Source organism: Methylocystis sp. Se48 (genome assembly GCF_056269425.1).
Genome location: NZ_CM149850.1, coordinates 1,578,410 through 1,602,810, shown reverse-complemented (window position 1 = coordinate 1,602,810; position 24,401 = coordinate 1,578,410). Strand labels below are relative to the sequence as shown.

The 24,401-nt window shown below is 62.0% G+C and carries 29 protein-coding genes and 1 tRNA gene; 14 read left to right on the top strand and 16 right to left on the bottom strand.

Features of this window, described 5'->3' with window-relative positions:
• Positions 1 to 20: 20 nt before the first annotated feature.
• Both ACV959_RS07815 and ACV959_RS07810 read left to right on the top strand, forming a co-directional pair.
• The gene (locus tag ACV959_RS07815; protein WP_475739309.1) at positions 21 to 692 is read left to right on the top strand and encodes a MerR family transcriptional regulator; all 672 of its coding nucleotides are present in this window, start codon (positions 21 to 23) and stop codon (positions 690 to 692) included.
• A 52-nt stretch (positions 693 to 744) separates the two neighbouring features.
• Positions 745 to 822: transfer RNA gene (locus ACV959_RS07810), tRNA-Pro, on the top strand.
• 157 nt (positions 823 to 979) lie between these two features.
• On the opposite strand, the gene ACV959_RS07805 is transcribed toward ACV959_RS07810, so the two are convergent.
• A complete protein-coding gene (locus ACV959_RS07805; RefSeq protein ID WP_475739308.1) occupies positions 980 to 1,996 on the bottom strand; it encodes a right-handed parallel beta-helix repeat-containing protein in 1,017 nt (338 codons plus the stop codon).
• A 358-nt stretch (positions 1,997 to 2,354) separates the two neighbouring features.
• Between ACV959_RS07805 and ACV959_RS07800 the strand changes: the two genes are divergently transcribed.
• Complete coding sequence (locus tag ACV959_RS07800; RefSeq protein WP_475739307.1) at positions 2,355 to 2,594, top strand: cysteine rich repeat-containing protein; 240 nt, start codon at positions 2,355 to 2,357, stop codon at positions 2,592 to 2,594.
• Between the two features lie 81 nt (positions 2,595 to 2,675).
• On the opposite strand, the gene ACV959_RS07795 is transcribed toward ACV959_RS07800, so the two are convergent.
• The 3 genes from ACV959_RS07795 to ACV959_RS07785 all read right to left on the bottom strand — a co-directional run bounded on the left by ACV959_RS07795 (position 2,676) and on the right by ACV959_RS07785 (position 4,727).
• A complete protein-coding gene (locus ACV959_RS07795; protein ID WP_475739306.1) occupies positions 2,676 to 3,167 on the bottom strand; it encodes a hypothetical protein in 492 nt (163 codons plus the stop codon).
• A 277-nt stretch (positions 3,168 to 3,444) separates the two neighbouring features.
• Entirely contained in the window at positions 3,445 to 4,059 is a 615-nt protein-coding gene (locus ACV959_RS07790) for a PilZ domain-containing protein (protein ID WP_475739305.1), read from the bottom strand.
• A gap of 89 nt (positions 4,060 to 4,148) precedes the next feature.
• Positions 4,149 to 4,727 carry a PAS domain-containing protein gene (locus ACV959_RS07785; protein WP_475739304.1) on the bottom strand — a complete coding sequence of 193 codons (579 nt, stop codon included), beginning with the start codon at positions 4,725 to 4,727 and terminating at the stop codon, positions 4,149 to 4,151.
• 482 nt (positions 4,728 to 5,209) lie between these two features.
• Between ACV959_RS07785 and ACV959_RS07780 the strand changes: the two genes are divergently transcribed.
• Positions 5,210 to 5,962, top strand: coding sequence for a rhomboid family intramembrane serine protease (locus ACV959_RS07780; RefSeq protein WP_475739303.1), 753 nt, complete (start codon positions 5,210 to 5,212; stop codon positions 5,960 to 5,962).
• A gap of 83 nt (positions 5,963 to 6,045) precedes the next feature.
• Entirely contained in the window at positions 6,046 to 6,477 is a 432-nt protein-coding gene (locus ACV959_RS07775) for a CBS domain-containing protein (RefSeq protein ID WP_475739302.1), read from the top strand.
• Between the two features lie 3 nt (positions 6,478 to 6,480).
• Here ACV959_RS07775 and ACV959_RS07770 read toward each other — a convergent pair whose 3' ends face one another.
• From ACV959_RS07770 to folE, 4 genes are all read right to left on the bottom strand, one after another.
• Positions 6,481 to 7,485 carry a patatin-like phospholipase family protein gene (locus tag ACV959_RS07770; protein ID WP_475739617.1) on the bottom strand — a complete coding sequence of 335 codons (1,005 nt, stop codon included), beginning with the start codon at positions 7,483 to 7,485 and terminating at the stop codon, positions 6,481 to 6,483.
• A gap of 186 nt (positions 7,486 to 7,671) precedes the next feature.
• Positions 7,672 to 8,226, bottom strand: coding sequence for a hypothetical protein (locus tag ACV959_RS07765; RefSeq protein ID WP_475739301.1), 555 nt, complete (start codon positions 8,224 to 8,226; stop codon positions 7,672 to 7,674).
• Positions 8,186 to 8,587, bottom strand: coding sequence for a phosphoribosyl-AMP cyclohydrolase (gene hisI, locus ACV959_RS07760; protein WP_475739300.1), 402 nt, complete (start codon positions 8,585 to 8,587; stop codon positions 8,186 to 8,188). The genes ACV959_RS07765 and hisI overlap by 41 nt, the downstream gene beginning before the upstream one ends.
• Positions 8,587 to 9,291 carry a GTP cyclohydrolase I FolE gene (folE, locus tag ACV959_RS07755; RefSeq protein WP_475739299.1) on the bottom strand — a complete coding sequence of 235 codons (705 nt, stop codon included), beginning with the start codon at positions 9,289 to 9,291 and terminating at the stop codon, positions 8,587 to 8,589. The genes hisI and folE overlap by 1 nt, the downstream gene beginning before the upstream one ends.
• Before the next feature lie 253 nt (positions 9,292 to 9,544).
• Here folE and ACV959_RS07750 point away from each other — a divergent pair, with 253 nt between their 5' ends.
• The 4 genes from ACV959_RS07750 to ACV959_RS07735 all read left to right on the top strand — a co-directional run bounded on the left by ACV959_RS07750 (position 9,545) and on the right by ACV959_RS07735 (position 11,808).
• The gene (locus ACV959_RS07750) at positions 9,545 to 9,979 is read left to right on the top strand and encodes an iron-sulfur cluster assembly scaffold protein (RefSeq protein ID WP_475739298.1); all 435 of its coding nucleotides are present in this window, start codon (positions 9,545 to 9,547) and stop codon (positions 9,977 to 9,979) included.
• 30 nt (positions 9,980 to 10,009) lie between these two features.
• A complete protein-coding gene (gene ruvC / locus ACV959_RS07745) occupies positions 10,010 to 10,516 on the top strand; it encodes a crossover junction endodeoxyribonuclease RuvC (protein ID WP_475739297.1) in 507 nt (168 codons plus the stop codon).
• Entirely contained in the window at positions 10,513 to 11,130 is a 618-nt protein-coding gene (ruvA, locus tag ACV959_RS07740) for a Holliday junction branch migration protein RuvA (protein ID WP_475739296.1), read from the top strand. The genes ruvC and ruvA overlap by 4 nt, the downstream gene beginning before the upstream one ends.
• A gap of 105 nt (positions 11,131 to 11,235) precedes the next feature.
• Positions 11,236 to 11,808, top strand: coding sequence for a methyltransferase family protein (locus ACV959_RS07735; protein WP_475739295.1), 573 nt, complete (start codon positions 11,236 to 11,238; stop codon positions 11,806 to 11,808).
• Between the two features lie 38 nt (positions 11,809 to 11,846).
• On the opposite strand, the gene ACV959_RS07730 is transcribed toward ACV959_RS07735, so the two are convergent.
• Entirely contained in the window at positions 11,847 to 12,419 is a 573-nt protein-coding gene (locus ACV959_RS07730) for a Uma2 family endonuclease (protein WP_475739294.1), read from the bottom strand.
• Between the two features lie 60 nt (positions 12,420 to 12,479).
• Here ACV959_RS07730 and ruvB point away from each other — a divergent pair, with 60 nt between their 5' ends.
• On the top strand, positions 12,480 to 13,520 hold the full coding sequence (ruvB, locus tag ACV959_RS07725) for a Holliday junction branch migration DNA helicase RuvB (protein ID WP_475739293.1): 1,041 nt from the start codon (positions 12,480 to 12,482) through the stop codon (positions 13,518 to 13,520).
• Between the two features lie 112 nt (positions 13,521 to 13,632).
• On the opposite strand, the gene ACV959_RS07720 is transcribed toward ruvB, so the two are convergent.
• The gene (locus ACV959_RS07720) at positions 13,633 to 15,624 is read right to left on the bottom strand and encodes an acyltransferase family protein (RefSeq protein WP_475739292.1); all 1,992 of its coding nucleotides are present in this window, start codon (positions 15,622 to 15,624) and stop codon (positions 13,633 to 13,635) included.
• 389 nt (positions 15,625 to 16,013) lie between these two features.
• On the opposite strand from ACV959_RS07720, the gene ACV959_RS07715 reads away from it, so the two are divergent.
• The gene (locus tag ACV959_RS07715) at positions 16,014 to 17,219 is read left to right on the top strand and encodes a GNAT family N-acetyltransferase (protein WP_475739291.1); all 1,206 of its coding nucleotides are present in this window, start codon (positions 16,014 to 16,016) and stop codon (positions 17,217 to 17,219) included.
• Between the two features lie 264 nt (positions 17,220 to 17,483).
• Here the strand turns inward: ACV959_RS07715 and ACV959_RS07710 are convergent, their stop codons facing one another.
• The 3 genes from ACV959_RS07710 to ACV959_RS07700 all read right to left on the bottom strand — a co-directional run bounded on the left by ACV959_RS07710 (position 17,484) and on the right by ACV959_RS07700 (position 19,822).
• Positions 17,484 to 18,200 carry a TylF/MycF/NovP-related O-methyltransferase gene (locus ACV959_RS07710; RefSeq protein ID WP_475739290.1) on the bottom strand — a complete coding sequence of 239 codons (717 nt, stop codon included), beginning with the start codon at positions 18,198 to 18,200 and terminating at the stop codon, positions 17,484 to 17,486.
• Between the two features lie 92 nt (positions 18,201 to 18,292).
• The gene (locus tag ACV959_RS07705; RefSeq protein WP_475739289.1) at positions 18,293 to 19,468 is read right to left on the bottom strand and encodes an FAD-dependent oxidoreductase; all 1,176 of its coding nucleotides are present in this window, start codon (positions 19,466 to 19,468) and stop codon (positions 18,293 to 18,295) included.
• A 12-nt stretch (positions 19,469 to 19,480) separates the two neighbouring features.
• On the bottom strand, positions 19,481 to 19,822 hold the full coding sequence (locus ACV959_RS07700) for a hypothetical protein (protein WP_475739288.1): 342 nt from the start codon (positions 19,820 to 19,822) through the stop codon (positions 19,481 to 19,483).
• A 253-nt stretch (positions 19,823 to 20,075) separates the two neighbouring features.
• Between ACV959_RS07700 and ACV959_RS07695 the strand changes: the two genes are divergently transcribed.
• The gene (locus ACV959_RS07695; protein ID WP_475739287.1) at positions 20,076 to 21,089 is read left to right on the top strand and encodes a right-handed parallel beta-helix repeat-containing protein; all 1,014 of its coding nucleotides are present in this window, start codon (positions 20,076 to 20,078) and stop codon (positions 21,087 to 21,089) included.
• A gap of 205 nt (positions 21,090 to 21,294) precedes the next feature.
• On the opposite strand, the gene ACV959_RS07690 is transcribed toward ACV959_RS07695, so the two are convergent.
• Positions 21,295 to 21,468 (bottom strand): hypothetical protein, encoded by a 174-nt coding sequence (locus ACV959_RS07690; RefSeq protein ID WP_475739286.1) that lies wholly within the window; start codon positions 21,466 to 21,468, stop codon positions 21,295 to 21,297.
• Between the two features lie 283 nt (positions 21,469 to 21,751).
• On the opposite strand from ACV959_RS07690, the gene ACV959_RS07685 reads away from it, so the two are divergent.
• On the top strand, positions 21,752 to 22,045 hold the full coding sequence (locus ACV959_RS07685; RefSeq protein ID WP_475739285.1) for a hypothetical protein: 294 nt from the start codon (positions 21,752 to 21,754) through the stop codon (positions 22,043 to 22,045).
• 354 nt (positions 22,046 to 22,399) lie between these two features.
• Here ACV959_RS07685 and ACV959_RS07680 read toward each other — a convergent pair whose 3' ends face one another.
• Positions 22,400 to 22,570: a hypothetical protein gene (locus ACV959_RS07680; protein WP_475739284.1), complete on the bottom strand. Its 171-nt coding sequence runs from the start codon at positions 22,568 to 22,570 to the stop codon at positions 22,400 to 22,402.
• Positions 22,571 to 22,768: 198 nt separating this feature from the next.
• Here ACV959_RS07680 and ACV959_RS07675 point away from each other — a divergent pair, with 198 nt between their 5' ends.
• On the top strand, positions 22,769 to 23,443 hold the full coding sequence (locus tag ACV959_RS07675; RefSeq protein ID WP_475739283.1) for a hypothetical protein: 675 nt from the start codon (positions 22,769 to 22,771) through the stop codon (positions 23,441 to 23,443).
• A 53-nt stretch (positions 23,444 to 23,496) separates the two neighbouring features.
• Here ACV959_RS07675 and ACV959_RS07670 read toward each other — a convergent pair whose 3' ends face one another.
• A complete protein-coding gene (locus ACV959_RS07670) occupies positions 23,497 to 23,994 on the bottom strand; it encodes a DUF1269 domain-containing protein (protein ID WP_475739282.1) in 498 nt (165 codons plus the stop codon).
• Positions 23,995 to 24,401: the final 407 nt, after the last annotated feature.

Sequence of the window (24,401 nt, the reverse complement as noted above, 5' to 3'; positions counted from 1 at the left end):
GGGTGAGTCGAGGGAAGACGGTGACAGGGAGAGGCGCGACAGCCAGGGAAGACATCGCCACGCTGCGCACGATCGGAGAGGTCGCGGAACATCTCGATCTGCCGCAGCATGTGCTTCGCTTCTGGGAAACGCGCTTCAAGGAGATCGACCCCGTCAAGCGCGCCGGCGGCCGGCGCTATTACCGCCCGCGCGACATCGAGGTCGTCGAAGCGATCCGGCACCTGCTCTACCGCGAGGGCTACACGATCAAGGGGGTGCAGCGCATCCTCGGCGAACAGGGCGTCGATTCGGTCATCGAGGACGTGCGCCGCCGCCGTCTCGGCCTCGATCGAGAGCCGCCGCCGCCTGCCCCGCCGACGCCGCCGCCCGAGCCTGCGCGCCGGGAACCGCCGCTGGCCCGGCCCTCGCTCGATCTGCCGGCGCCGGAGGCCATTGCGCCAAAAGCGCCGGAGTCGCCGCCTGTCTATTCCCCTCCGCCGCCGATCGAGCCAGCGCTCGATTCGCCGCCGCGCGCCGAGCCGGCGCTCGAAATTCCGGAAGCGCCGCCCATCGCGCCGGCGCCCCCCGCGCTGCGACCCTCCGCCGCCGTGATCGTCACGCGCCGCCTCGACCAGGAGCAGGCGCTGATCCTGCGGGATGCGCTGGCGGAAATCGAGGAATGCAAGCGCCTCCTCAACCTCACCCGGCGATAAACGAACGGCCCCGTTGCAAGAGAGCCGGCGCGTCTCTATAAGAACGCCCAGTCGGAGTGTAGCGCAGCCCGGTTAGCGCACTTGTCTGGGGGACAAGGGGTCGTGGGTTCGAATCCCGCCACTCCGACCATTCATCTCGCTGAAAATCGAAAATCTGCCGGCGACGCGCGGGCGTCGACAACGCCCGCGGACGTCCTTTGCACGCGCGGCCCGTCGACGACTGCGACACGATTCCGCTCGTACGAAATTTCCTGCGCCGATCCAGTTCAGATCCAAGCGCCCCGTTCTCAGGGCGCCCATGCTCCGGGGACGAAAGATCCGGGCGACGCACGGTCGATGTTGCCGGAGAAGGCGACGCCGCCGGGCCAAGATCCGGGTAGCGCGACAGGCGCCGGAAACGCCTTGTTGTTTTGAACGAGGACATTGCTCATCGAACCGCTGTAATAGTAAATTCCCTCGCTCCTTGGGTAATAAAATACGTTGGACTCGAATCTTGCGTTGTTCAAATCCGCGCCTACGATTATTTGACCACGCTGCCACGGGTTTGAACCGATGAACGTGTTGCTGACGACATTCAATCCGTTCACGAGGTCGGGATAAAGATGAATCGCCCACCCGTGCGTGATATTGCGGAACAGGTTATTCGTGATGGCGACATTCCTGCTGCCATGAACATATAATGCGTGGTCATGGTTCTGATAGTAATTATTCGCAGGCCGACAGGCGTTCTCGCCAGGACTGAAACGGCCGACATCGTAAAAGCTGTTCTTGTCTACCGTGACGTTCGCCGCGCCGTCGCTGATGGACATGCCCACACGGCCGATGCCGCTGTCGGTGCAAATGCGCCCGATGTCGTGCACGAGATTGCCGGAAACAGAAATGTCCGATGCGCTCTGCACGCTGACGCCGACATCGCTGAAACCGAATATCTCAAAATCCTGCAGTCTGACGTAGCGGGCTGCTGAGCCGAAATAGGCGGCGTAGGCAGTCGCCTGATTTCTGCCGCTGAGCTTCGCGCCCCATTTCTCGAGGGATCGGAACGTGATCCATGCGCCAGGCGTTCCGCTTCTCCAGAAATTGATCAAGCCCCCGCTCGACGGCGTCGTGTAAACGCCATTCAGGACGAGCACGGTGTCCCCGGCCGTCGCCGTGTCAGCCGCTTTTTGCAGCGTTGCGAATGGCGCGCTGGCGGACAGGCCGGAATTCGAGTCGCTGCCGCGCGGGGCGACATAATAAGTCGCCGCCCACACATCCGCAGGCCAGCAGGAAAGGATCATGACGGCCCGCAGGAGCCTGTTGCGCATTCCATTCATTCTCGACTGCCCTCTCGGAAAATGAATGCCGAACCGCCTCCAACGCTCGAAGCGGCCCCGCGTGCGATCGACGAATCGCCTTTGAGCGACACGATGTGACTCAAGGTCGTCGCCGGACGTGGCAAGAATGCGCCGCCGCGCGAGCGGTTTTCTGTCTGTCGGCGCAAAATCTCTTGGCGCCGAAGCGCCGACCCCGCCTATGGGCGTTTCGTGGGGACCGCGACGTCCAACGCGCATCGCCCGATCTCCGGTTGACGCCGGCGAATTTGACCAAGATCATGGAGCGGAATAAATCTTCGGCGCAATCATGCTCGCCGGGACGGCGACTTCAGAAACAGGGGGAGGGCGCATGAATGCGCGTCGGATCACAGTCGCCGTTCTTTCGATCGCTTTTGTCGCGATGGCGCAATCAGCCCGCGCAGTCGATGACGCTGTCCTCGCTTATTGCAAGGAAGACGTCGAGCGCCTTTGCGCGGGCGTCCGGCCGGGCGGCGGACGTATCTTGCAGTGCCTCAAGAGCCACAAGGAACAGATGAGCGTCGGCTGCGCTCATGGCTTGATGAAGCTCAAGGGCAAGGCCGGCAAGTGAAGTTGTCCGAGCCCCAAGCGCGGAACTGGCTTGGCGTCATCCCATCCCGGCGCGAAAGGAATTAGAGTCTTTCGCGCCCGTCTAGACGCGCTTTCTCTTCGACGAACGAGCCGGCTCCTGAACGGGAGGCGTCGCCGACGCGGCCCCCTGCTTGGCGGGCGACATGGATTTGAACGCGAAACCGAGAATACGATGATCGTCGCCGTTGCCGTGCTCGCTGGGACGCAGCGCCTTGGGCGCAAGGAATGAAATCAGCGTTCGAGGCTGCCAGAAAAACCGCCCCTCGACCGTCGCCCGCAAGAGCTGAGGTTGACGCACGGGAAAGAAGGCTACGAAAGCGCCGTTGACGAAAACAAACAGTTCCTGAGGGACGCTAGGCGCCATCACCGGGATCACGTCCAGTTCGAGAACGAGGTCCGCCCCGTCGTTGGGCGCAATATCCATCTCCAGTTTCGCGAGATGTCCGGCCCAGGTATGAAGGGCGTCGTTTTGATCGAGATGCCACCCCTCTCGGGCCCACTCCAGATAATTGCCTTTGGCGCCAAACTGGACCTGAAACGGCAAGTTGAGCATCTATGCCACCATTAAATCTGGACCCGATTCTTGATCGATCGATCAAGGCTGAACGAACTTTTAAGCATCGTCCCGGCGCCCGTCAAATTTGCGACGCGATCGCCCTCAGAACAAAGACTTGTGGTCGTCGCAAGCGCCGGATTCACTTTCGGCCTGGCGCCGTTCGACAAGATCAATTGACGAAATGCACCGCTTCAGCTGTCGCGCGTTGCGCATCGAATTCTGATCTGCTTTGGAAAATCCGGCTCGGCGCGAGATGGCGCGCGTCCGCGACCGGTCAGAGTCTTGTCGATTCGTCGATGTCGCCGGGACTGAACGGCCGTTCGAATTCGCCGCCGATCCCGCCTTCGAAATGACGCACGACGACGGCGCCCGTCGTGCCGACGACAATCCGCGAGCCGAGGGGCGGCCGCGCTTCCGTTTCAATGCCGACGCCCGAAAGAGAAATATCCTTGATCTTCGCAATAATTTCCTGACCGTCCGGCAATCGTAGCAGCGTCCGCTGCATGAGCGGCGTAATACGCTCGTGACGGCGGTCTTCGGGCAGGCTGAATGCATGACGGTTGGCGAACCATGTGAGTTGATCCGCGAGCTTGTCCCGCTTCATGGGCGGCAGATTCATCGACATCGCGAAACCGACGTCGGTCTGCCGAATGGCGACGCCGGCGAAACGTCCGATCTGATCGAGGTAGACCACGACCTTCTCGCCGACCTGCGCCTTCACGGGCGCGAAAAGGGCCATGTCGCCCGGCGACATCTCGACCGTCTGACAAGGATATTCGCGCCGGTTTTCGAGCATGTATCGCCCGAACAACGCGACCGGAACCCGCTGGAAACGCCGGTTCTCGCGCGCGTCATACAAATAATTGAGCTGAGGTTGGATGGCGGCCATGTCTGCGCGTAACCCGCATTCGAGTTTGGCGACGATACCAGCCACCCAATTAACGAGTGCTTACGGCAAGATGCGAATGAATGTAGCCATCAAGCCTTGTCTCCCTGGTAAACGACGAAGCGCGGGCGCTCTGCGCGCGGGACTCGCGCCGGCAAAGAGGGCGGGCTCGGAAGGAAGGCGCGCGACGGCTCCGCCGAGATGATGCGGAGAGAAACGAGTTCCAGCCGCCCGGCGCGGCGAAGACCCAGCCACTCCGGTTGATATGCCGGGGACAAGGCGCCAAGAACGCGCGAATGCGTTTTCCCGAAATGACGCAACGGCAACAGGAGCAGTTCGAGCTCCAGCGGCGCGGCTCCCGGCGCCCGCGTACGGGCTCCGGCGACGATTGGCGCCACGCCGTCGATCACCGTCAGCATCGCGGCCGCAATGCTGCGCCGGTCCTCCTCCCGCCAGAGATCGACGAACGACTCGCCCTTCTGTTCGCGCCCCCAGAGCGCATTCAGCCGCGTCCCGCTCAGACGCACAGGAAAGATAAGGTCGCCGTCGACTTCGATGATGAACGTATCCGCCAAAATTTGCCGGATCGCGCCGGGATCGATGTCCGAGCGATCGGGCGCGGCGCGCGCGCCCTTGAGTTCGCTCCAATATGCAAAAAGATCCTTGCTCACTTGATGTCGCATAGCCCCGCCCGACGCCGCATTGCCTGCTTCGGATTGAAACGGCCAACGCCCCTCGCGTCGCCCGCATTGGAAAACAGCAGCCTGCGTGCCAGGGGGCAGGCGAATTAACCGTTTTTCAATGCTTCGATTGCGGCCCCGCCGCGCCTGTGAGACTTTTTCTTCCACGCCATAGGCGTTCCGAGAGATGCTCCGCTCGTTGGGACTGCCCAGGCAGGTTTTTGATATTTCGAACCCTTCCTCTTGCCCGGATTTGATGCGGCATGGGAATGTAAATTGGAGCGGGAACGTTTGCTCCGGCGTTCCCGCTCCCCCTTCCCCTTCCTGAAACGCTGCTTGAGTTGCGCGCGTCGACCCTGAATATGGAGTCGGCTCACGTAGCGCGCTTGGCCCGATTTGGGACAGGCGGCGCGATGCGCGTAAGATAAACGATGAAACCGAAGGGAGGCGTTGTGGAAGGCGACAGGGAGCGAATGATCAATCTGCCAGGAGTGGTGACAGCGCTCCTGATCTTCATGGCCTTGCTACAATTGCTGGTCGCATATGGCCCGAGCGCCCTCGCCTATGGCGTCTACGACGCCTTCGCTTTCATCCCTGTCCGCCTGAGTTTCTTTATCTCGCCCGCAAGCGTGATCGAGGCGCTGTCCGCGAACGGGACGGGCGCATCGGGTTCGGATGAGCGCATGGCGCTTGCGTTTAGCGGCGGGCGCGGCGTTTTGCTCACGCTGGTCACCTATGCGCTTCTGCACGGCGGCTGGACGCATCTGGCGATCAACGGCCTGACTCTGACGGCCTTCGGCGCGCCCGTCGCGCGCCGACTGGGCGACATTCGCTTCCTTCTCTTCCTCGCAGGCTGCGCCATCGCCGGCGCTCTGGCGCACTACGCCTTTCATCCCCTGGACGCGACGCCGGTGGTCGGCGCATCCGCGGCGATTTCAGGAACTATGGCGGCGATCGTGCGTTTTGCCTTTACCCCCGGCTCGCGGCTGGGAGAAACCGGCGCAATCGACGGGAGAGGAGCACGGACAGCTCCCCTCTCGCAGCTGAGCGAGAACCGACAGGCGATGATGTTCCTTGTCGTGTGGTTCGCCGCAAATTTCCTCCTCGGCGTCTTTCCAGAGGCGGCGGGCGCTTCCGAGGCTGTCGCCTGGGAAGCGCATATCGGAGGATTTCTGTTTGGCCTTCTGACATTCGGCGCCTTCGATCACGGGACGGCGCGGGCTTAGGTCCGCGCCGTCTCGACCAGCCGCGGCCGCAAGCGCGACGCGCCAGAGCGCGCGTTCGGGTCAAACTGGCCGAGGAGGAAACTATGACCGTCGCAATGATTCTCTCCGAAAAAGGACGGCATGTCGTTACGGCGCCGCCCAGTGTCAGTCTGCGAGACGTCGCGGTCGAACTCATGCGCCATGGCATCGGCGCGCTGGTCATCACCGACGATGACGGCGCCGTGGTCGGACTCATCTCCGAGCGTGACATCGTCGCGGCGATCGCGACCGGCGGCGCAACGTCGCTCGACGAGCCGGTCTCCGAATACATGCAGGTCAATCCCGTCGCCGCTTATGAGAACGACACGGTCGACTCGACGATGCAGACGATGACGCTCGAACGACGCCGCCATCTGCCCGTGCTCAGGGATGGCCGGCTCGCGGGGCTCATCTCGATCGGCGACGTGGTGAAGCACCGAATTCGCGTGATCGAGGAAGAGCACCGCTCCATGCGGGAATATATCGCCCAGGCGTGAGCGTCAGACCGACGCCCCGGGAATGGGGATATGCGCGAAAATATTGGGCAGCGCCCGCTTCGCCGCGGACCGCCCAATATTGATGAGTTGATCCGCCTTATGGAAATCGAACATGCCTATGTCTTCCATCCGCGCCGTGATGGTCGCGTCGGGCGGGTCGCCGGCGAGACGGGAGCGCAAAATGCGGTCCTGAATGATGTTGAAGGCGTCGATCATGGCCGTCGCGACGTTTGGCGCGTCTCCCGGCTGCCGGTCGAAATAGCGCGGCAGGATGCGGTCGACGAAAGAGACGTCCGGCTTGTCGCCGAACGGTCCGGCCGCCGCCGCCTTTTTCGCCGCTTCCGGATCGTCCCGGATCACGCGGGCGCGATACATCGTATCCGCGGTGACGTTGACCGCGATCACGAACTCCGCGCCGAGCGCGCGGCAGACCGTCACCGGCACAGGATTGACGAGCGCGCCATCGAAAAGCCAGCGGTCTCCAATCCGCACCGGCTCGAAAATTCCGGGCAACGCATAGGAGGCGCGGATCGCATCCGCCAGCGGGCCGCGCTGAAGCCATACTTCGTGGCCTGTGCCAACTTCCGTCGCCACTGCCGCGAAAGGTATCGGCAGCTCCTCCACGCGCAACCCGTCGAGCTCCTGCTCCAACGCGGATTTCAGGCGCTCGCCGGTGATCAGGCTCGCGCCCGAAAAAGAAAGATCCATTAAGGTGAAGACACGGCGGCGCGTGAGCGAGCGCGCAAAGGCCTCGATCTGCTCAAGTCTGCCGGCCGCATAGCAGCCGCCGACGACGGCGCCGATCGAGGTGCCGGCGACGATGTCGGGACGAATCCCCTGCTCCGCCAGTTCGTGGAGCACGCCGATATGGGACCAGCCGCGGGCGGCGCCCGCGCCCAGCGCGAGGCCGATCAGCGGCCTGCCGCGCGGACGCGGCGGCGGCGCAGGCGCTTGTTCGTCCGCGACCGGAGGAGGCGCTGTCGCCACATTTGCAGCCTGCGGACTCATCGCATCACGATTGTCGCTCACGACGGAACCGTCATTGCGTCTAAGCAGCGATAACATCGCACTTTTCCCACTCGGTCGTCTCACTACCCAAATTTTCGTCTTTTTATATGGGAATGAGCCTGCGCCCGGAAAATGGCCAGAAAGTTAACCTTTCCACATGCTGCAGCGCATCTATGACGTGGGCGTCTAATCCTTTTCTTTTCTGGGGCTCGATTTGAAACGGTGAATCCGTCGCGCGATGTCGTATTCGAGCACCGCGTCCATCGAGGGACAGCAATGCGGATCTTCCGGCGTCCATCGGACTCCAGACAGGGAGATGACATTCCCCTCGACACGGGCGATGCGGCCGATAAAACTCATGTCGCCGATTTCGGCGTCGCGGATCAATTCCCCCCGGCCGCTTTTGACGACGACGAGATATTGACCGTGCTTGTTCCCCCCGCCGCACATCGCGGTGTCGAGAAGGGCCGCCGAGGACGACCCAGAAATAGGAACGATCTGCGTCCTCGTCACATATTCCCAGAGATTGCCGACGTCTGTGGGACATCGCGCCTCGCGATCGACCAGGCGGCCGCCGTCCTTCCTCAATGCGCGATCCACCGCGCCGCGCGCCGTTTGCAGCTCGTCGCCCGCCGCCGCGCCGCAGAGCAGCGCGATAAGCGCGAGCGAGCCGAAGCCGAGCGCGCGCGGCGCGTTCTTCTCACACCGCTTCATCGCCGTCGAAAACGAGCCGGCGCGCATCGCCCTCCGTCGTAAGACGCCGGTAGAAGCAGGATTTGCGGCCGGTATGGCAAGCCTTCCCGTCGCCTCCCGCTTCGACCGTCAACATGATCGCATCCTGATCGCAATCCACGGAGAGCGAGACGACACGCTGCACCTGGCCCGACGTGTCGCCCTTGCGCCACAGCGCGTTGCGGGAGCGCGACCAGTAATGCGCCACGCCCGTCTCGATCGTCCTGTCGAGAGCAATCTGATTCATATAGGCGACCATGAGAATTTCGCGCGTCGCGGCCTCGACCGTGACGCAGACGATGAGGCCGTTCGCATCGAAGCGGGGGGCGAATTCCGCCCCCTCCTCAAGCGCGGTCTTGTCCAGCGCCATCAGCGCGCGCCGCGCAGCAGCGTGTAGAAATGCGCCTGCTGCGCCGGATCGTCCTGAAAAACTCCGGAGAATTGCACGGTGACCGTCGACGAGCCCTGTTTCAGGACGCCGCGCATCGACATGCACATGTGCTCGGCCTCGATCAGCACCGCGACGCCGCGCGGTCCGAGATGCGTCTCGATGGCGTCGGCGATTTGCGCCGTCATTGCTTCCTGCGTCTGAAGCCGCCTGGCGAAGACATCGACGAGACGCGCGAGCTTGGAGAGTCCCACCACGCCGCCGGTCGGATAATAGGCGATATGCGCCTTGCCGACGAAGGGCACGACGTGATGCTCGCAATGCGAGGTGAAGGGAATGTCGCGCACCAGAACGAGGTCGTTGTAACCTTCGACCTCCTCGAAAACGCGCGAGAGAACTTCGTCGGGGCTCTCCGTATAGCCCTTGAAGAATTCCTCATAGGCCTTGACGACGCGGCGCGGCGTCTCACGCAGGCCCTCGCGCTCGGGATCGTCGCCGGCCCAGCGCAATAGCGTGCGCACGGCGGCTTCCGCTTCGTCCCGGCTCGGGCGATCGAGCGCCTTGCGCGTGGCGGTCGGCGCGGGAGCCGCGCGACGGTCGGCGTGCGCCGCGGCGGCGCCGATCACGTCCAAAGCGTCATCCTGAAAATCGGGGCGAACAGGAAAGGTCTTAACCACGTCATCCATGTGGCGCCTCCTCAAAAAGCGCGTCGCATTGGCCGCGACGCTTTTCCTCCATGCGCTCAAGACGCATGGGACATGACCTCAAATTTCGCCCCTCTGAGTGAGAAACCGCGAGAATTCGAGACTTCGCCCGAGTCTTGCAACAAATGCGGCGCCTCGGCGTTGCGCCGGGGCCGCGCTTCCGCGCCGACCCTCTCGAACCTATATAGAGCCGAGCGGGAGCGAAGGTAAGCCCCGCGCCCGAGTCTTCGCCGACATGCTCGACAAGGTCTACAACGCCAAAATTCTGGAACTGGCCGGGAATATCCCGCGCATCGGCCGGCTCGAACAGCCGGACGGAACGGCCAAGGGCTATTCCAAGCTGTGCGGCTCGACGATCACGGTCGACGTCGTCCTGCGGGATGGGAAAGTCGCCGACTACGCGCATGAGCTGAAAGCCTGCGCGCTCGGCCAGGCGTCGGCCTCCATCATGGCGCGCAACGTGGTGGGCTCGACGCCCGAAGAGCTGCGCGCCGCCCGCGAGGCGCTGCGCCGGATGCTGAAGGAAAACGGCCCGCCGCCGGATGGCAAATGGGCCGATCTCGCCGTGCTGGAGCCGGTGCGGGACTACAAGGCCCGGCATGGGTCGATCATGCTTGCCTTCGACGCAGTGGTTGAGGCGGTTGAGAAGGCCGCGTCAGATCAGTCCTAGCCTCTCCCGCCCTTGCGCTTATGCTGAGCCATGCACGTTCCTCCGATTCGCATTCTCGGCATCGACCCCGGCCTCCGGAACACAGGCTGGGGCATAATCGAGTTGCAAGGCTCGCGCCTGTCTTTCATCGCCTGCGGGCGCGTAACGTCGGACGGCGCGCTCGACATGGGCAACCGCTTGCGCCAGTTGCACGAGGGTTTGATGCAGGTCATTTCCGATTACCGGCCGCACGAGGCGGCGGTGGAGGAAACATTCGTCAACCGCGACCCGCAGTCGACCCTGAAACTCGGCCAGGCGCGCGGCGTCGCGCTCATGACTCCCGCCCTCGCGGGTCTCGGGATCGCCGAATACGCCGCGAATCTCGTCAAGAAGACCGTGGTCGGGGCCGGCCACGCGGAAAAGGCGCAGATCCAGATGATGGTGCGCGTGCTGCTGCCGACGAGCCAGGCCGCCAGCCCCGACGCCGCCGACGCGCTGGCGGTGGCCATCTGCCACGCCCAGCATCGCGGGGCGCGGGCGTTGAAAGCGCTCGCATGATCGGCAAACTCAAGGGCCTCATCGACTCCTACGGCGACGATTTCGTCATCCTCGACGTCAACGGCGTCGGCTATGTGGTCCACTGTTCGGGCCGCACGTTGCAAAAGCTCCCGCGCCCCGGCGAAGCCGCAGCGCTCGCCATCGAGACGCAGGTGCGCGAGGATTCGATCAAGCTCTTCGGATTTTCGAGCGAGGCGGAGCGCGACTGGTTCCGCCTGTTACAGACCGTGCAGGGAGTGGGCTCCAAGGTGGCGCTGGGGATTCTTTCCATCCTCTCCGCATCCGAACTCGGCTCCGCCATCGCCACGCAGGACAAGGCCATGGTCGCGCGGGCGCCAGGCGTCGGCCCAAAGCTCGCCGCCCGGATCGTCGCGGAACTGAAGGACAAGGCGCCCGCCTTCGGCGCAGTCGACCCCATCGTGGCGAAGCTTTCGGGCGAGGACGCGGAGGCCGATGCGCCTTCCGCCGTGCGCGACGCCATATCGGCGCTGGTCAACCTCGGTTACGGCCGCCCGCAGGCCGCCGCCGCCGTGGCGGCGAGCGTGAACACGCTCGGCGAGGGCGCGGAAACGGGCGCGCTGATCCGTCAGGGGCTCAAGGAACTCGCAAAATAGCGCAAGGCGGCGGTAACGTTTTGCGCTCTAAAATAGCGACGCTTCCGTAAGAGTAAGCGGCGCGGGCGAGCGTGCGGCCGCCAGTCGCCTCGTTGGGGTTTCGAGATGAGCCTGTCTGTCGACGCCGAGCGTTCGTCCGTGCTGGCCTTCATTGCCCGGCGGATCCGTCAGGATTTGCAGTTCTCCCGTATTTTTCTCGTCGACCTCGCGGCTTGCGCCGCCTATGCGGCGACGACGCTGCTGCTGCTCGCCCTCGCGGCCCCAACCGAGGCTGGCGCCCGCGCGCTGCTGCTCGCGGCTTTGGGCTGGATGATCTTCCTCGTTCTGAAGATTCTACTCGTTGTCTATCTCGAGAAACGCGGCGGCGACGCGCGAGAATTCGTGGGCTCCGAGGCCCTCGTCACGAGCGGCGTCTACGCCATATCGCGCAACCCGGTTTATGTGCTGTCTCTGGTGCAGAGCCTCGCCTGGTCGCTTGGACTTATCGGGCTCGGGCGCAGCGGTCATCCTTACGCTCTGCTCGCCTTTGCGGCGGCGCCCGCTCTGCTATACGGCCATTGGTGGGGCATGGACCGGCTCATCGTGCCGCATGAGGAGGCCGCCCTGCGCGGCAAGCATCCAGACGCCTTCGCGGCCTATTGCGCGCGGGTTAACCGCTGGCTCGGGCGAAAGCGCTGAAAGCGAACGGCCCGGGGGATGGGCTGCTCAGACGTCGATTACATCGAGATAAATTTCGCGCAGCGGAACGCTCGCCTGGACCCCCGGGAAATCAAGGGTCGCCTCCAGCCCGTCGAGGATGCGGACGCCCCCCAAGCCTCGCCAATTCGGTCGAATATCTCGATATGCGCTCTATCGCGCTGCACCGGCACATAGTGCCGCAAGCTCGCCAGTTTCTGATGGACCGCCCATTTTTCGAACCGGTCGCGCGCTTTGCTGCCTTCGGACATGACCTCCACCAGCACGGCCGGGTCGTCAAGCCCCGACTCGCCGGGCTCCAGCGGCCGGCAATGAACGATGACGTCCGGAAGAATCGAGGATTCCGTCGACTTGTCCCGCAATCGAACGGATTCGGTCAGGGTGCGGCAAGGCGACCCCTTCGCGCGGAGCCTTTCCCGAAGCGGGGACGCCAGGTTCTGAATAATATAATTGTGCTCCCAGCGCGCCCCAACCATCATGCGCACTACCCGGCCGCCGATCAGCTCCCATTTCTCGTCGGCAGGCTTGTCGGCCAAAAGTTCCTCGAAATCATCGAGGGGCATATATTCGTAGCGCGAGGACGGGCGATTCACGGCGCGGCTCCGTTTGACAAAGATTAGCATAGCGCGGGCGCCGGCGCATTGGAGCACTTCTTGACCACCCCTCCCCGGCGGCTCGTGAGCCCCGAACAGCGCGACGACGACACGGATGCCAGCCTGCGCCCGCTGACGCTTGCCGATTTCACCGGCCAGGAGGCCGCGCGCGCCAATCTCAAGGTGTTCATCGAGGCGGCCAAGACGCGGGGCGACGCGCTCGACCATGTGCTGCTCGTCGGCCCGCCAGGATTGGGCAAGACGACGCTCGCCCAGATCGTCGCCCGTGAGCTTGGCGTCAATTTCCGCTCGACCTCCGGCCCCGTCATCGCGAAGGCGGGCGATCTCGCCGCGCAGCTCACCAATCTCGAGCCGCGCGACGTGCTGTTCATCGACGAAATCCACCGGCTCAATCCTGCAGTGGAGGAGATTCTCTATCCGGCCATGGAGGATTTCCAGCTCGATCTCATCATCGGCGAGGGCCCGGCGGCGCGCTCGGTGAAGATCGATCTGGCGAAGTTCACGCTCGTCGGCGCAACGACGCGCGCCGGGCTGCTGACGACGCCGTTGCGGGACCGTTTCGGCATTCCCGTGCGGCTGAATTTCTACACGCCGCAGGAGCTGGAGCTGATCGTCAAGCGCGGCGCCCGCGTGCTCGGCGTAGGAATGAACGACGCAGGCGCCCGCGAGATCGCTCGGCGCTCGCGCGGCACGCCGCGCATCGCAGGGCGGCTCCTGCGCCGGGTGCGGGACTTCGCCGTAGTGGAAGGCGTCGCGACGATCACGCGCGAACTCGCCGACCGCTCGCTCTCATTGCTCGACGTCGACTCGATCGGCCTCGACGTCATGGACCGGCGCTACCTCACCATGGTCGCGGTTAATTTCGGCGGCGGTCCGGTGGGGATCGAAACGATCGCCGCGGCGCTCTCGGAACCGCGCGACGCGATCGAGGACATCATCGAGCCCTATCTGCTGCAACAGGGCTTTCTGCAACGCACCCCGCGCGGACGCCTGCTGACCCCCCACGCCTTTCGGCATCTGGGGCTCGCGGAGCCGGCTCGGGCCGCAGGACAGTTCGGCTTGTTCGGGGAGGAGGAGTGAGTGCGTCTCTCAATGTCGGCGCGACTTTGCCGGGCGGAAAAACGGACGCATCGAGCGCGCCAAACCTTGTTCGAGGTCGTGATGACGCCCGAGGCGCCCGCCGGACCTTCCTTCACGGAGCTTCCAACTTCGTCCGTTTCGGCGGAAGACGAATCGCGTCCAGCGCATGTTCGAAGGGCGTCCGGAAGCGCCACAGCTCAGCCTTTGCGACGTGGTGGTAATCCGCAAAGAGCGAATGGCCGTCGAGAATGAAGTTGCAGCGATCCGTCGAACATTGAACAAGATCGGGCCGTGCAAAGCCGATGTCGGTTCTTTCCTCGAAGTGACGGATCGCCTGTCCGAAACGCTGGTTGAATTCCGCGAGAGGCAGAAACGTCGGCCGGTCGACAGGATGGCCAAAAGCGAGCTGGCGGCTGACGATCGAGGCGACATCCCAATTAGGCTGTGCGAGCGGCCCTGTCACGATCACCTGCTTTCCCGAGCGCTGCAACTGCCGGATCAGATCGTCGATCGCCTGCGTGAGCGCGCGCGCTTCTTGATCGTCGAGCCGCCGGCCGTCAGCGGAAAGCAATTGGTCATTGTTCCACCAGGTCATGCCGACGACGACAATCTTCGCACGTTCGAGCGGCAGTATTTCTGAAAGCTTGCTTTTTGCAGTTTCGTTGCAGTCGAGACTGATATTCGCCAGGGTCGTCGGCAGGCATCTTTCCATAAGGATGAGAACCACGGACAGTCCGCGCACGCTGAAAATTTCGCCCCAAATCGGAGCGAACATCAGCGCATGCGAATTGCCGAGCAGGACGACGTCGGCGTCGGCGGGATTCGTGAGGCCGGGCGTGACCGGACAGACGCGCGCCGATCCCAGAAGCATGTAGTCCGATATCGGACAGCGATACAGCGTCCCGACGGCTTCATTGATGACCGCCGCTTCTCTATTCAGCCGCCCCGGGGCGCCCTGGAGCGCAAGCAGAGCCAGCGCGAAAGCCGCGAAAGCGATTCCGCCGCTCGCGGCGGCAATGCGGCTCGTCCGAACCGGCATATGTTTGCGGCGGAACGGACGCTCGACGAAGCGCCACGACGAGGCCGCCGCCGCCGCCGTCAACACGGCGGCGGCGAATTTCTCGGGCAGCGTGAAATCTCGCACCAGATAGTATTGTCCGAAGACGATGATCGGCCAATGCCATAGATAAAGCGAGTAGGAAATCAGACCAACCAGGACAAAGGGCCGCGCGGCGAGCGCGCGATTGACCGGCGAGGCGTTCGTCAATCCGGCGAAAATCACAAGCGCCGTTCCCGCGACGACGGGTAGCGCGACGGGCAGCGGCGACAGCGCCGTGAACGGATGAACAATCGCGGCGATCGCCAGAAAGGCGCCGAAGAAGCCGATGCGAGCACCCATTTTTCGGCTCGGAATGAACTGCGACGGGAGGAGCGCCAGAACTGCTCCGGCGCCCAACTCCCAGGCGCGGGTCGGCAGCAACCAGAATGCGGCGCCCTCGATCCCGAGTTTGTAAACGAGCGGATTCAGCAAAACCGAAATGATCGTCAACGCGACGATGCATGGAAGAGCCGCACGCGGCCATCGGCGCGCAAGCAGGATCAACAGCAACGGGAAGAGAACGTAAAACTGCTCCTCGACGCCGAGGGACCAGAGATGGAGCAGTGGCTTTTCTTGCGCCATCCGCGCGAAATAGCTGGCGTCGCGCCAGAAATAGAAATTTGCCGAGAACGCCAGCGTCGCAAGCAAGCTTTTCGCATAGCCGACAAGATCCGCAGGGAGCAAAATCAGATATGCGAAAACGCTCGTGAACAGCAGCAACAGCAACAGCGCGGGCATGATCCGCTTGATGCGGCGGTCATAAAATCCCACGATCGAAAACGTCCCCTTCTCGGCTTCGCGCCATATGATCGAGGCGATGAGAAAGCCAGAGAGGACAAAGAACATATCGACGCCAAGGTAACCGCCAGGCAACGTCGATCGCGAAAGGTGGAAGACGATCACGCAGACGACCGCGACCGCGCGAAGTCCGTCGATATCTGGTCGGTAACCGATCGCCGCGCCAGGCGCGTCTTCGGCGCGAGCAATCTTGGCGTTCAGGTTCATGTCCCCAACCTTCAGCTTGACAATCCAATCCCAGGATTGAGGTGTTTCGGACGCAGCCCCGCTCCGGCGACGAGAAAGGCCGACGTCCGTTCCGCGCGCGCATGCCGACGCATTTCCGACCGACGCCGTCCAAAGACCTCAGGATTGAAGTTTCGAAAGACGCAATTCGGCAAAACGCCGCATTTCAGGCTCAAGTCTTTGCTACGTTCGATCTTGCGCCGTTTCGCGCGACCGTCGATTCTTGCACACGTCGTTAAATTAACGCGAAATCGTGGGCGTTCGAACGAAGATGTGATACCTCTCCCCAGAGACTTTCTGATAGAAGACGAACAAGCCGGTCGAGGGTCGAATTCTCGACTTGTCCATGGCGAACGGAAGAGAGGCGGCCCGTGTTTCTGTCAGCGGACTTCCCGTCAATCCGCGTTGAGATCTTCCATTCATTCAGCGAGAGCGAGAGCCGTTGGCGCGAGGCCCAGGAGCGCTGCGCCTGTTACGGCTTCCAGACCTTCGAATGGCTCTCGACCTGGCAGGAAACGGTCGGCGCCGCGGAGGCAGTTGAACCCCGGATCATTCATATCGTCGACGCCAGCGAAAATACGTTGATGTTGTTGCCGCTCGGGATCCATCGTCGGCGCGGCCTGTCGTTCCTGAGTTTTCTGGGCGGACGCATCACAGATTATCACGCGCCGATCATCCGGCCGGATTTCGCATCGGCTCTCGATGCCGCCGCTCTCAGTCGCCTGATGACGTTGGTCGTGGAGAAGTTGCCGCAGGTCGATGTGATCGCGTTCGACAAAATGCCGTCTCTCATCGAGGGCGTATCGAATCCCTTTATCGAACTGCCCGGCGCCAAACATGCGAACGACGCCTTTGCGGCGACCCTTTCCGAAACATTCGCGGAATTCAAGAAACGCCATAAGGCGAAATTTTTCGCTGACGCTTCTCGCAAGTTACGCCGACTTTCGGATATTGCGCCGACGCGTTTTTGGATCGCTGCCTCCCCTGAGGAAGCAAGCAGCGTTCTGGACGCCATGATTCGCCAAAAGCGCCGCAAATATCGGGAGACGGGTTTTCCCGACCTTTTCGCCAAACCCAGTTATTCCGCCTTCTTCTCCCGGTTGATCGAACGACACCTGACGACGGGCCTCATCCATACATCGGCGCTCACCGTCGGCGAGACTATCGTTGCGACGCATTGCGGGATGATTTTTCGAGATCGTCTTTATTGGCTCATGCCAAGCTACGAAGCGGGCGAATGGGCGCGTTACTCGGTTGGACGCGTTCTCATGCAAAGCCTGCTGGAATGGAGCATCTCCCGGGGACTGAAGGTGTTCGATTTCACCCTTGGAGACGAGGCGTACAAGAGTCTTTGGGCGGATCACTCCCTACCGCTCTATGAATGCAACATCGGCCTGACCGGTCAAGGCAAAGCCTATCTGACAATGCAATTCGTCGGCGGCCGGATAAAGGAAGAGGCCAAGAAGATCGAGTGGGTTCGGCGGCTTGCGACGAGCTGGCGTCGCGGTCTGAATTCCTACAGATTGCGGAGCGCCGAAGAAGCGCAGCCGTCAGCCTCCGAAAAGGCGGAAACCTGAAATTCCTTTCGGTTAAAGCCGCCGCGCCTGTGCGACGCGGATCCAGCCCAGGATGCTACTTTCAAAAGAAAATGGCGCGCGGCCCCATTGGGCGTAAGCGCTGTTACTTGTCGACGATCTGTCCCGGCGGATTCTTCGGAGGCGTGGCTTTCCATGGACGCGTCGCGTTTTCAGTCGCGTCCTCGCGCCACGAATGGCGACGTGATCGAGCCGAGACTCCAAATCGTCTCGTCACGCAAAACGCCCCGCGTTCGGCGCACGCGATCAGCTCTGCGCCGGATCGTTCTCTTTCAGATTGACGATGAAGCTGACGGCCTGCGGTCCCTCGCGCCAATATTCGATCAGTTCGAGGTGAGGATTGCGCGCCAGCCATTCACGGCAGGCCCGCTGCTCTCCGCTACCCGGGCGGCCCTTGAAACGAAACCAATCCTGAAAGATGATGACGGTTCCTTGATCAACGATATCCGTCAGGAAATCCAACACGGGAACCGTCGACTCATACAGGTCGCAATCGATCATCACGACCGCCGCCTTCTCGAGACCGTAGCGAGACTTGAGTTCCGGCGTAAGCGTCTTGTCGTAATATCCCGGAATGGTGACGACGCGGGAGAGATCCACGCCCTCTCGTTTCAGATTATCGAGAAACTGCCCCTCGGAGCAGGCGTAGGCGCCGACGCCGTAATCCACGTGCCGCTCCGCGGGTCCGGGGGGGAGCCCCTCGAATGAATCGAAGGCGAAGAACCTTGGCGGATTGGCGCGCCAGTGAGCGTATTCAGGCGGATCGTTCGGAGTGCTGGAGAAAGGGCGCCGCGCTGCGTTCATCGCGCGAAACGCGGCGGCGAAAGATTCGCCCTTGTAGACGCCGAACTCCAGATAATCGCCTTCCACCTGATTCCAGGCGGCGAAGGATGCAGCCGTTTCGATGCAGCCGGTCGGGCCGATAAAGCGGAAACTCGCGGGTCCGCGGCGTTGAATGAACAACCACAGCGGCCGGAATAACGACACCAAAACCCTATTCAACGTTCCCATATTCAACGAACCCCGCTATCGCCAACGAACCGCTTTGTTTCACATCATCTCATCAAGGCTGCATGACCTTGCCGCAACAATCCGGCGACAGCCGAGACCACGCGGTTGTCCGAATTTTTCCAGCGCCACAGTCCGATCTGTCGGCGCAACCAAGAGAGCGGCGACTTGCTCGTGACCAGGTCCCTCCCCGTAAGCGCGCCGACCCAGGCGGCGCGGTCTACCGACTGCTTTCGTGGGTCGAGATAGAATTCCCGGATCTTTTCCACGCCCATCCCCGGGGTCTGCAACCAACGCGGCACGTAGTCATGGCAGAGGACGTCCACGTCTGTAAGCACCTTGCTGAGGCCCATGCCTGTCGTCGGACAAACGCTTTGACCGGAATCCCCGAAAAGAACCACGCCCGGTCGCGCGGGTTCCTCCATCCGGTAGAGTTCGACCGCGCAAGCTTCCACCCTTCCCGGAACGTGATAGTCTCCGATGACTGACCGAAGTCCCGGCAGCACGCGCTCCAGCTCATGCGTGGGATCCTGCATGAACTTACGGGTTTCCGGATCCTTGGGCGACCAATAGACGAACAAGTTTGCGCGCAGCGTTTCAGGGAAGCGAAACAGCGTCAGATATCCAACGCGGTTTGCGACAGTATCGGGCCGATAGGTGACCGCGTCGAATGCGAAAGGCTTTCCGTCCACCCGAGCGACATCGAAGCCGAACGCCAAAGACAGGTCGGAATACAATGGGCGCTTCTCGATCCCCAGCTGCTTTGCGAAACCGCTCGCCGTTCCGCCGGAAATCAATAAGACGCGCCCCTCGATTTCCTCTCCGTCCGAGAGGACGACTTTCGGCCGCTCGGCATCGGTCTCGATACGCTCCACTCTTGCAAGTTTGAAAGTGACTGCGGGCGGAAGCGCCGCTCTCAGCGGATTGACGAGATTGCGATATTCTACGCCGTATTGTTCGATCGGTTGCCGGGCGACGACCTTGCCCTGATAAGCGAGCAGAATTTCCCTTATTGGCGCCAGCCAGGGCGCGACCGTTTCGAACAGCCCGAATTTACGCAAAAGTTCGATCTGATCCGGCTCGAGCTTCTCCGCGCGAAACAACGGCGGGAATTCGGCGCGCGAGTCGATAAGCGTCACGGCCAAGCCCTGGCGCGAAAGAAGATTCGCCGCCAGCGTTCCCGCCATGCCCGCGCCGACGATGATGACGTCTTGACGTTCCATAGGATCACCGCCTCAGCAAATGAAGGACAACTTCGCCTCGGCCGGACCTCCGCGCTGGCGGACAAGCCGGATTGAAACTGGAAACCGACGCGCTATCGCCGAGCTACGGACTATTGGAAGAAACTGATAGTTGATCGCCGCTTCAATAGCAACGTCAAAGTCAGATATATACTTGAGCTTGTCCATATAACCATCCCGAGTTGCTTGGGCGTCGCGCCGATCAAATGTAATCGATCCCCGCCGAATGATGCTGGTCGCAGCGCGCACGATTTTGTCGCAGCGGCGGACGAGCGCAAGCGCAATCGGCCCTATGACTGCATGATCAGCGATGATCATGCAGCGGTGGGAATTCATGTATTTTTTCTCTTGCGCTCACGGCTTGCCGCCACTGCGAATTGAAACGCCGTCGGCTCGCTTTTTGGCCGAGCTTGCAAAAGCCGATCGGAGGGTTTTTCTTCGATAAGGTTAACAGGCGTCACTTAAAAATAGTTGCGTTCAGGCTTCGGCGAACCTGGCTGAATTGTCCTTGCCTTCCGCTATCGAGATTTGCGTCTCGCATTGGTCGAGTGCGGATCGCCGGAGTCAAGCGACTTGTAGGGGGCGATTCATGAGCGAGCTTTTTGGAAAGCTGCTTGGGGCGGCGATCGTTTTTCTGGCCTCCGTCTCCGCCTCTGGGGCCACAGTGTTCTACGTCTCGCCGAATGGAAACGACGCGAACAGCGGACTCTCTATTTCAACGCCGTTCGCCACGCTTCAGAAAGGCGCAGACGTCGCCTCTCCGGGGGACACAATCTATGTCGGCGACGGAACCTACACATCGTCTTCCGAACCGCTCGTGGATTTATCGCACGGCGGCGCGCCCGACGCCTGGATCACATTTCAATCGCTCCGAAAATGGGGCGCGAGGCTCAGCGGCGCCAACTTCTCGACGTCGACGGGCGTCTATATCGGGCGCGGCGCCAGCTATGTTCGCTTTCAGGACTTCCAGATTTTTGGCTTCAGAGGGATAGCCTTCAGCTTACGCGGATCGAATATCCTGCTTCGCGGAAATCTCGTTCACGACATTGGGCGGGTTTGCACGGACACTGACGACGGCGTTTCGGGCGTCTACGCTCAGGGCGGCGCGAACGTCGTCGTCGATCGGAATATTTTCCATGATATCGGCCGGCTCGGTCCCGGGGAAAACGGCTGCCGCCCCCGCAACGCCCATTACCAGAACCACGATCACGGCGTTTATATCGACGGAACGAACAATCTCTCGATCGCAAACAGCTTCTTCTACAACATTGAACATGGGTGGCCGGTTCACCTCTATCCCCGCCCGTCCATTGGCCTTAGGATCATCGGAAACACTTTTCTGGGCGCCAACAAATGGCGCGACGGCCACATCTACGTCCACGCCGACCTCTCCAATGCGATCATATCGGACAATGTGATGTACGCCCCGCGTCGTCAGGCGATGTCTTACGGCTTCGGCGCCGCGACCAACGTCGTCATTCAAAATAATACGGTTTTCCCGGGCGTGATTACGATGGACGCTTGGCCGAGCGGCGTCGTCTTCACGGGCAATCGCAACAATGCGAACCCCGGCACATTCATCCCCGAAGCCTGGGCGCCATGATTGTGACCGGATCCCGGCGCCAAGCTGAGACGCGGCGGTGAAGACGGCCGACGCATGCAGGCTTGCCGCCCGCTCGTCAAGACTGTCGTCCCCCTAAAGCTAGCCTGACTGACCGCGCGCGACGGAAAGGCCCGGCCCTGCGCCGCGCGTCGATGCGCCCGCCCACGGCATGCGGACTCCCCCGAGGTCGCGTCATGACCCGGGCTCAGAGATGCTGATCCTTTTTCGCCACCGCAACCTCGGCGCGCGCGCAATCCACCGTCTCCGGATGCTTTCTCTCTAGAATTTCGACGATCGCCTCCAGCGTCTCGATATGATCGACGGCTTCCTCCAGCGCATCGGCGAGCGAACGCAATCTATCCAGCCAAGCGTTTTCCATCGGCGTCGAGCCTGTCTCATCCTATCGTACGTGCGAATCGGATTCACGGCCAGAATGATGTCAGGCCAGCGGTTCTCGCACGGTCGCGCATTGTCCACATAGTTCCATGCGGCGGCACAACGCGCCAGCGGTCCCTTCGCCGCAGCCGCGATAACGTCTCCCCGCCGAGCCATCGCCGCGTCAGGGCCATCCTTCTGGCGCAAAATTCCGTCACCTCCGGACTCGCACGCCCGGAGCTCGGCGCTTCGAGGCGCTCCGCTCATCGACAAGAGGATTTGGATAGATGCAGAGCCTGACGATCGCCCGCCCCGCGAAGAAAGCCGTGATTCTCGCGGCGGCGATAGCCGCCTGCCTGCCGCTCTACGGCTGCTATACGCCCGGCGAGCGCGCTTTGGGCGGCGGGATCATCGGCGGACTCGGCGGCGCCGGCATCGGCGCGCTCGCTTCCGGCGGCATGGCGGGCCCCACCCTTGCCGCCAGTGCGATCGGCGCTGCTGGCGGCGCCCTGATCGGCGCAGCGACCGCCCCGCGTCCGCACTACCATTACGCCCGTCGGCACTACCGCTATTACTATTGAAACCGAAGCGCCGCTCGAAAAATAAAAACGCCCCGCCGTTACATCCACGGTCGGGGCGTTTCTGTTGCGACGAAGACAGGCGCTCCGTCACCTTGTTCGAAGCCTAGCCTCGCGATTCGTCTGGCGCAAGGCGTTCGTGTCATCAGAGTGTATTTTTGTAAAAGCTTGGCCTTTCAGTTCCTGCGACCCTTGGACGCGCGCCGTTCTGACCAATTGCAATCGAACCATTCAACGCCCCAATTGACGCTATGATCAGAAAACCGATAGCCAACGCCGTCACCTACTCCGTGCTTTTCGCAGTCGTCGCCAGCGCGGCGATGTTGATCGTCCGCTGAGGGAGGCGGCGTTCCGGCGTCACCTACCAATCAGTTCCGCGGCGCGTTCGTCGCAGAGCTTCAACTCGGCCGAGGTAGCTGACCAGTAGGAAAGTTCGCAGAGCGCCTGATAGCGGCTTGCGACATAGAGCGACCAGACGCCGAATCCCGCCATCGCCACGAAGGCGGCGAGTATTAGCGATCTTTTCATTACGGCCTCCAGTTAGACATGAAAAGCCGCTGCTACCGCCGCGCCTTCCGGCGCACAATGCGAAAAATCGGACAATTTGCGGCGGTTGCCGACCTTGGTCCCCCGCACTATCCTCCAGATGGTGTCCAAGGCGCCGCTCATGGCGCAGATTCGGCGCGTCTCGACTGACCGGCAACGCGTCTCAACAAGGAACTCAAAATGTCGAACAGCCCGGATACGGCCGGCGGCGGCGCGGCCGAACCTCATAAAGAGGCGGAAAAATCCCAGGAGAGCGCGCATGACACGTCCTGGGTGACCGCGATCGAACACGGCATCGAGGAGATCACGACACAGCCGGCCGAGGTGCTCTTCCTCGACGTTCTGAAGATCGACCTTCCCTATATCATCATGTTGTCAATGGCGGTGCTCGGCATCGGCCTCGTCACCTTTACGGGCGAACCAATCGGACTGTATTGGGAGTTCCTGACCCTCGTCTATTGCGCGCTGTGCATTCATATTGGCTGGCGCTACGCAACGACGCGGGAAGAACGCGTGAAGCTCGTCTGGACGCAAATCCTTCACTGGGCCGCGTTTCTCGCCGCCATGTGGCTGATTTACACCCCGACGATGCGCGCTCTCGTCGACGTCAACGCGACCGGGTTGAACCTCATGGTTCTTCTGGCGCTCGGAACCTTTGTCGCCGGCGTGCACGCCGAAGCCTGGCAGATTTGCGTTGTGGGTTTGATCCTCGCTCTCTTCGTGCCCGCCATGGCGATCATTCAGCGCGCATCGCTTTTCTTCTTCGTCGCAATTTTGGGCTTGGCGTTCATCGTCGCAAGTCTTTACACGACGTTCCACTCGCAGCGGCGCGAGGCGGAAAAAGGATCGGCCTGACAGCAAACAACGCCGGCGCCGTCACGGACGAGCCGGCGTTGTTTCGACTTTTCTCAGCTCGTCGGGTTTTGCGCGGAAAGCGCCGCTCGAATGGCGTCGTCCTTGGATTTTTCGAAGGACGTTCTCAAGACCGTCCCGCCGACCCCTTTGAGTCCCTCAAGCACCTTGTCGGTCGTCATTTTCCGCACGAGGACGAAGAGCGCGGCGCCGCCGGGCGGCACAACTTCAGCGACGTCCTTCATGAACTTGTCGTCGATCCCAAAATCGGTCAGCGCGCCGGAGACCGCGCCAGAGGCCGCGCCCAGCGCCGCGCCGGCGAGCGGCATCATGAAAATCAAACCGATGAGCGCGCCCCAGAACATGCCCGACACGCCGCCGATCGCCGTCGTGTTGAACAGCTGATTGAGCTTGATGTGACCGTCAGGATCTTTCACGGCGACCACTGCGTCGCCCAACTCGATCAAATATTCCTTCTGCATCTTGAAAAGCTTCTGGCGCACTTCCTCGGCTTTCTGCTCCGAAGAAAAAGCAATGACAAGCAGATCATTCATCAGTTGTCTCCCGATGCCGGCGCGACGAACCCTTTGTGCGTCGCATCTGTCGATCTAAGCCGGTCGCCTGAAAATACAATGTAGCGGGAGAAACCGAAAAACGGGGGTGTCGCGACGTTCAACCCCACACGGAGACGGACGCCCTAAAAGCTTACCCGCTCGGCGCCGTATGTCATACGGCATCGGCGGGTAAAGACAGTCAAGTTGGGAGAACAAGACCGGTCTTAAAAGCTTCTGCTATTCGCCCTGCAGCGGCGCCTCACGGGAACGGCTACCCGACGCGGCGCAGCGAACCAAAAGGCCAGGGGCGAGAGCAATGACGCCGCGATGAGAAGATAAGCAATCATCGACTTCCCTCCAGTTTGCAATGTCCGCTCGCGCCCGAAGGCGCGAGCGGGTCATCCAAC

Coding starts and splice junctions, on each gene's coding strand:
- ACV959_RS07720 (WP_475739292.1), bottom strand. CDS start 15,624: ATGAACCTGAACGCCAAGATTGCTCGCGCCGAAGACGCGCCTGGCGCG.
- ACV959_RS07705 (WP_475739289.1), bottom strand. CDS start 19,468: ATGGAACGTCAAGACGTCATCATCGTCGGCGCGGGCATGGCGGGAACG.
- ruvA (WP_475739296.1), top strand. CDS start 10,513: ATGATCGGCAAACTCAAGGGCCTCATCGACTCCTACGGCGACGATTTC.
- ACV959_RS07685 (WP_475739285.1), top strand. CDS start 21,752: ATGCAGAGCCTGACGATCGCCCGCCCCGCGAAGAAAGCCGTGATTCTC.
- ACV959_RS07690 (WP_475739286.1), bottom strand. CDS start 21,468: ATGGAAAACGCTTGGCTGGATAGATTGCGTTCGCTCGCCGATGCGCTG.
- ACV959_RS07795 (WP_475739306.1), bottom strand. CDS start 3,167: ATGCTCAACTTGCCGTTTCAGGTCCAGTTTGGCGCCAAAGGCAATTAT.
- ACV959_RS07750 (WP_475739298.1), top strand. CDS start 9,545: ATGCTCGACAAGGTCTACAACGCCAAAATTCTGGAACTGGCCGGGAAT.
- ACV959_RS07770 (WP_475739617.1), bottom strand. CDS start 7,485: ATGAGTCCGCAGGCTGCAAATGTGGCGACAGCGCCTCCTCCGGTCGCG.
- ACV959_RS07765 (WP_475739301.1), bottom strand. CDS start 8,226: ATGCGCGCCGGCTCGTTTTCGACGGCGATGAAGCGGTGTGAGAAGAAC.
- hisI (WP_475739300.1), bottom strand. CDS start 8,587: ATGGCGCTGGACAAGACCGCGCTTGAGGAGGGGGCGGAATTCGCCCCC.
- ACV959_RS07735 (WP_475739295.1), top strand. CDS start 11,236: ATGAGCCTGTCTGTCGACGCCGAGCGTTCGTCCGTGCTGGCCTTCATT.
- ACV959_RS07700 (WP_475739288.1), bottom strand. CDS start 19,822: ATGAATTCCCACCGCTGCATGATCATCGCTGATCATGCAGTCATAGGG.
- ACV959_RS07680 (WP_475739284.1), bottom strand. CDS start 22,570: ATGAAAAGATCGCTAATACTCGCCGCCTTCGTGGCGATGGCGGGATTC.
- ACV959_RS07805 (WP_475739308.1), bottom strand. CDS start 1,996: ATGCGCAACAGGCTCCTGCGGGCCGTCATGATCCTTTCCTGCTGGCCT.
- ACV959_RS07675 (WP_475739283.1), top strand. CDS start 22,769: ATGTCGAACAGCCCGGATACGGCCGGCGGCGGCGCGGCCGAACCTCAT.
- folE (WP_475739299.1), bottom strand. CDS start 9,291: ATGGATGACGTGGTTAAGACCTTTCCTGTTCGCCCCGATTTTCAGGAT.
- ACV959_RS07780 (WP_475739303.1), top strand. CDS start 5,210: ATGATCAATCTGCCAGGAGTGGTGACAGCGCTCCTGATCTTCATGGCC.
- ruvC (WP_475739297.1), top strand. CDS start 10,010: ATGCACGTTCCTCCGATTCGCATTCTCGGCATCGACCCCGGCCTCCGG.
- ACV959_RS07790 (WP_475739305.1), bottom strand. CDS start 4,059: ATGGCCGCCATCCAACCTCAGCTCAATTATTTGTATGACGCGCGCGAG.
- ACV959_RS07800 (WP_475739307.1), top strand. CDS start 2,355: ATGAATGCGCGTCGGATCACAGTCGCCGTTCTTTCGATCGCTTTTGTC.
- ACV959_RS07695 (WP_475739287.1), top strand. CDS start 20,076: ATGAGCGAGCTTTTTGGAAAGCTGCTTGGGGCGGCGATCGTTTTTCTG.
- ACV959_RS07670 (WP_475739282.1), bottom strand. CDS start 23,994: ATGAATGATCTGCTTGTCATTGCTTTTTCTTCGGAGCAGAAAGCCGAG.
- ACV959_RS07775 (WP_475739302.1), top strand. CDS start 6,046: ATGACCGTCGCAATGATTCTCTCCGAAAAAGGACGGCATGTCGTTACG.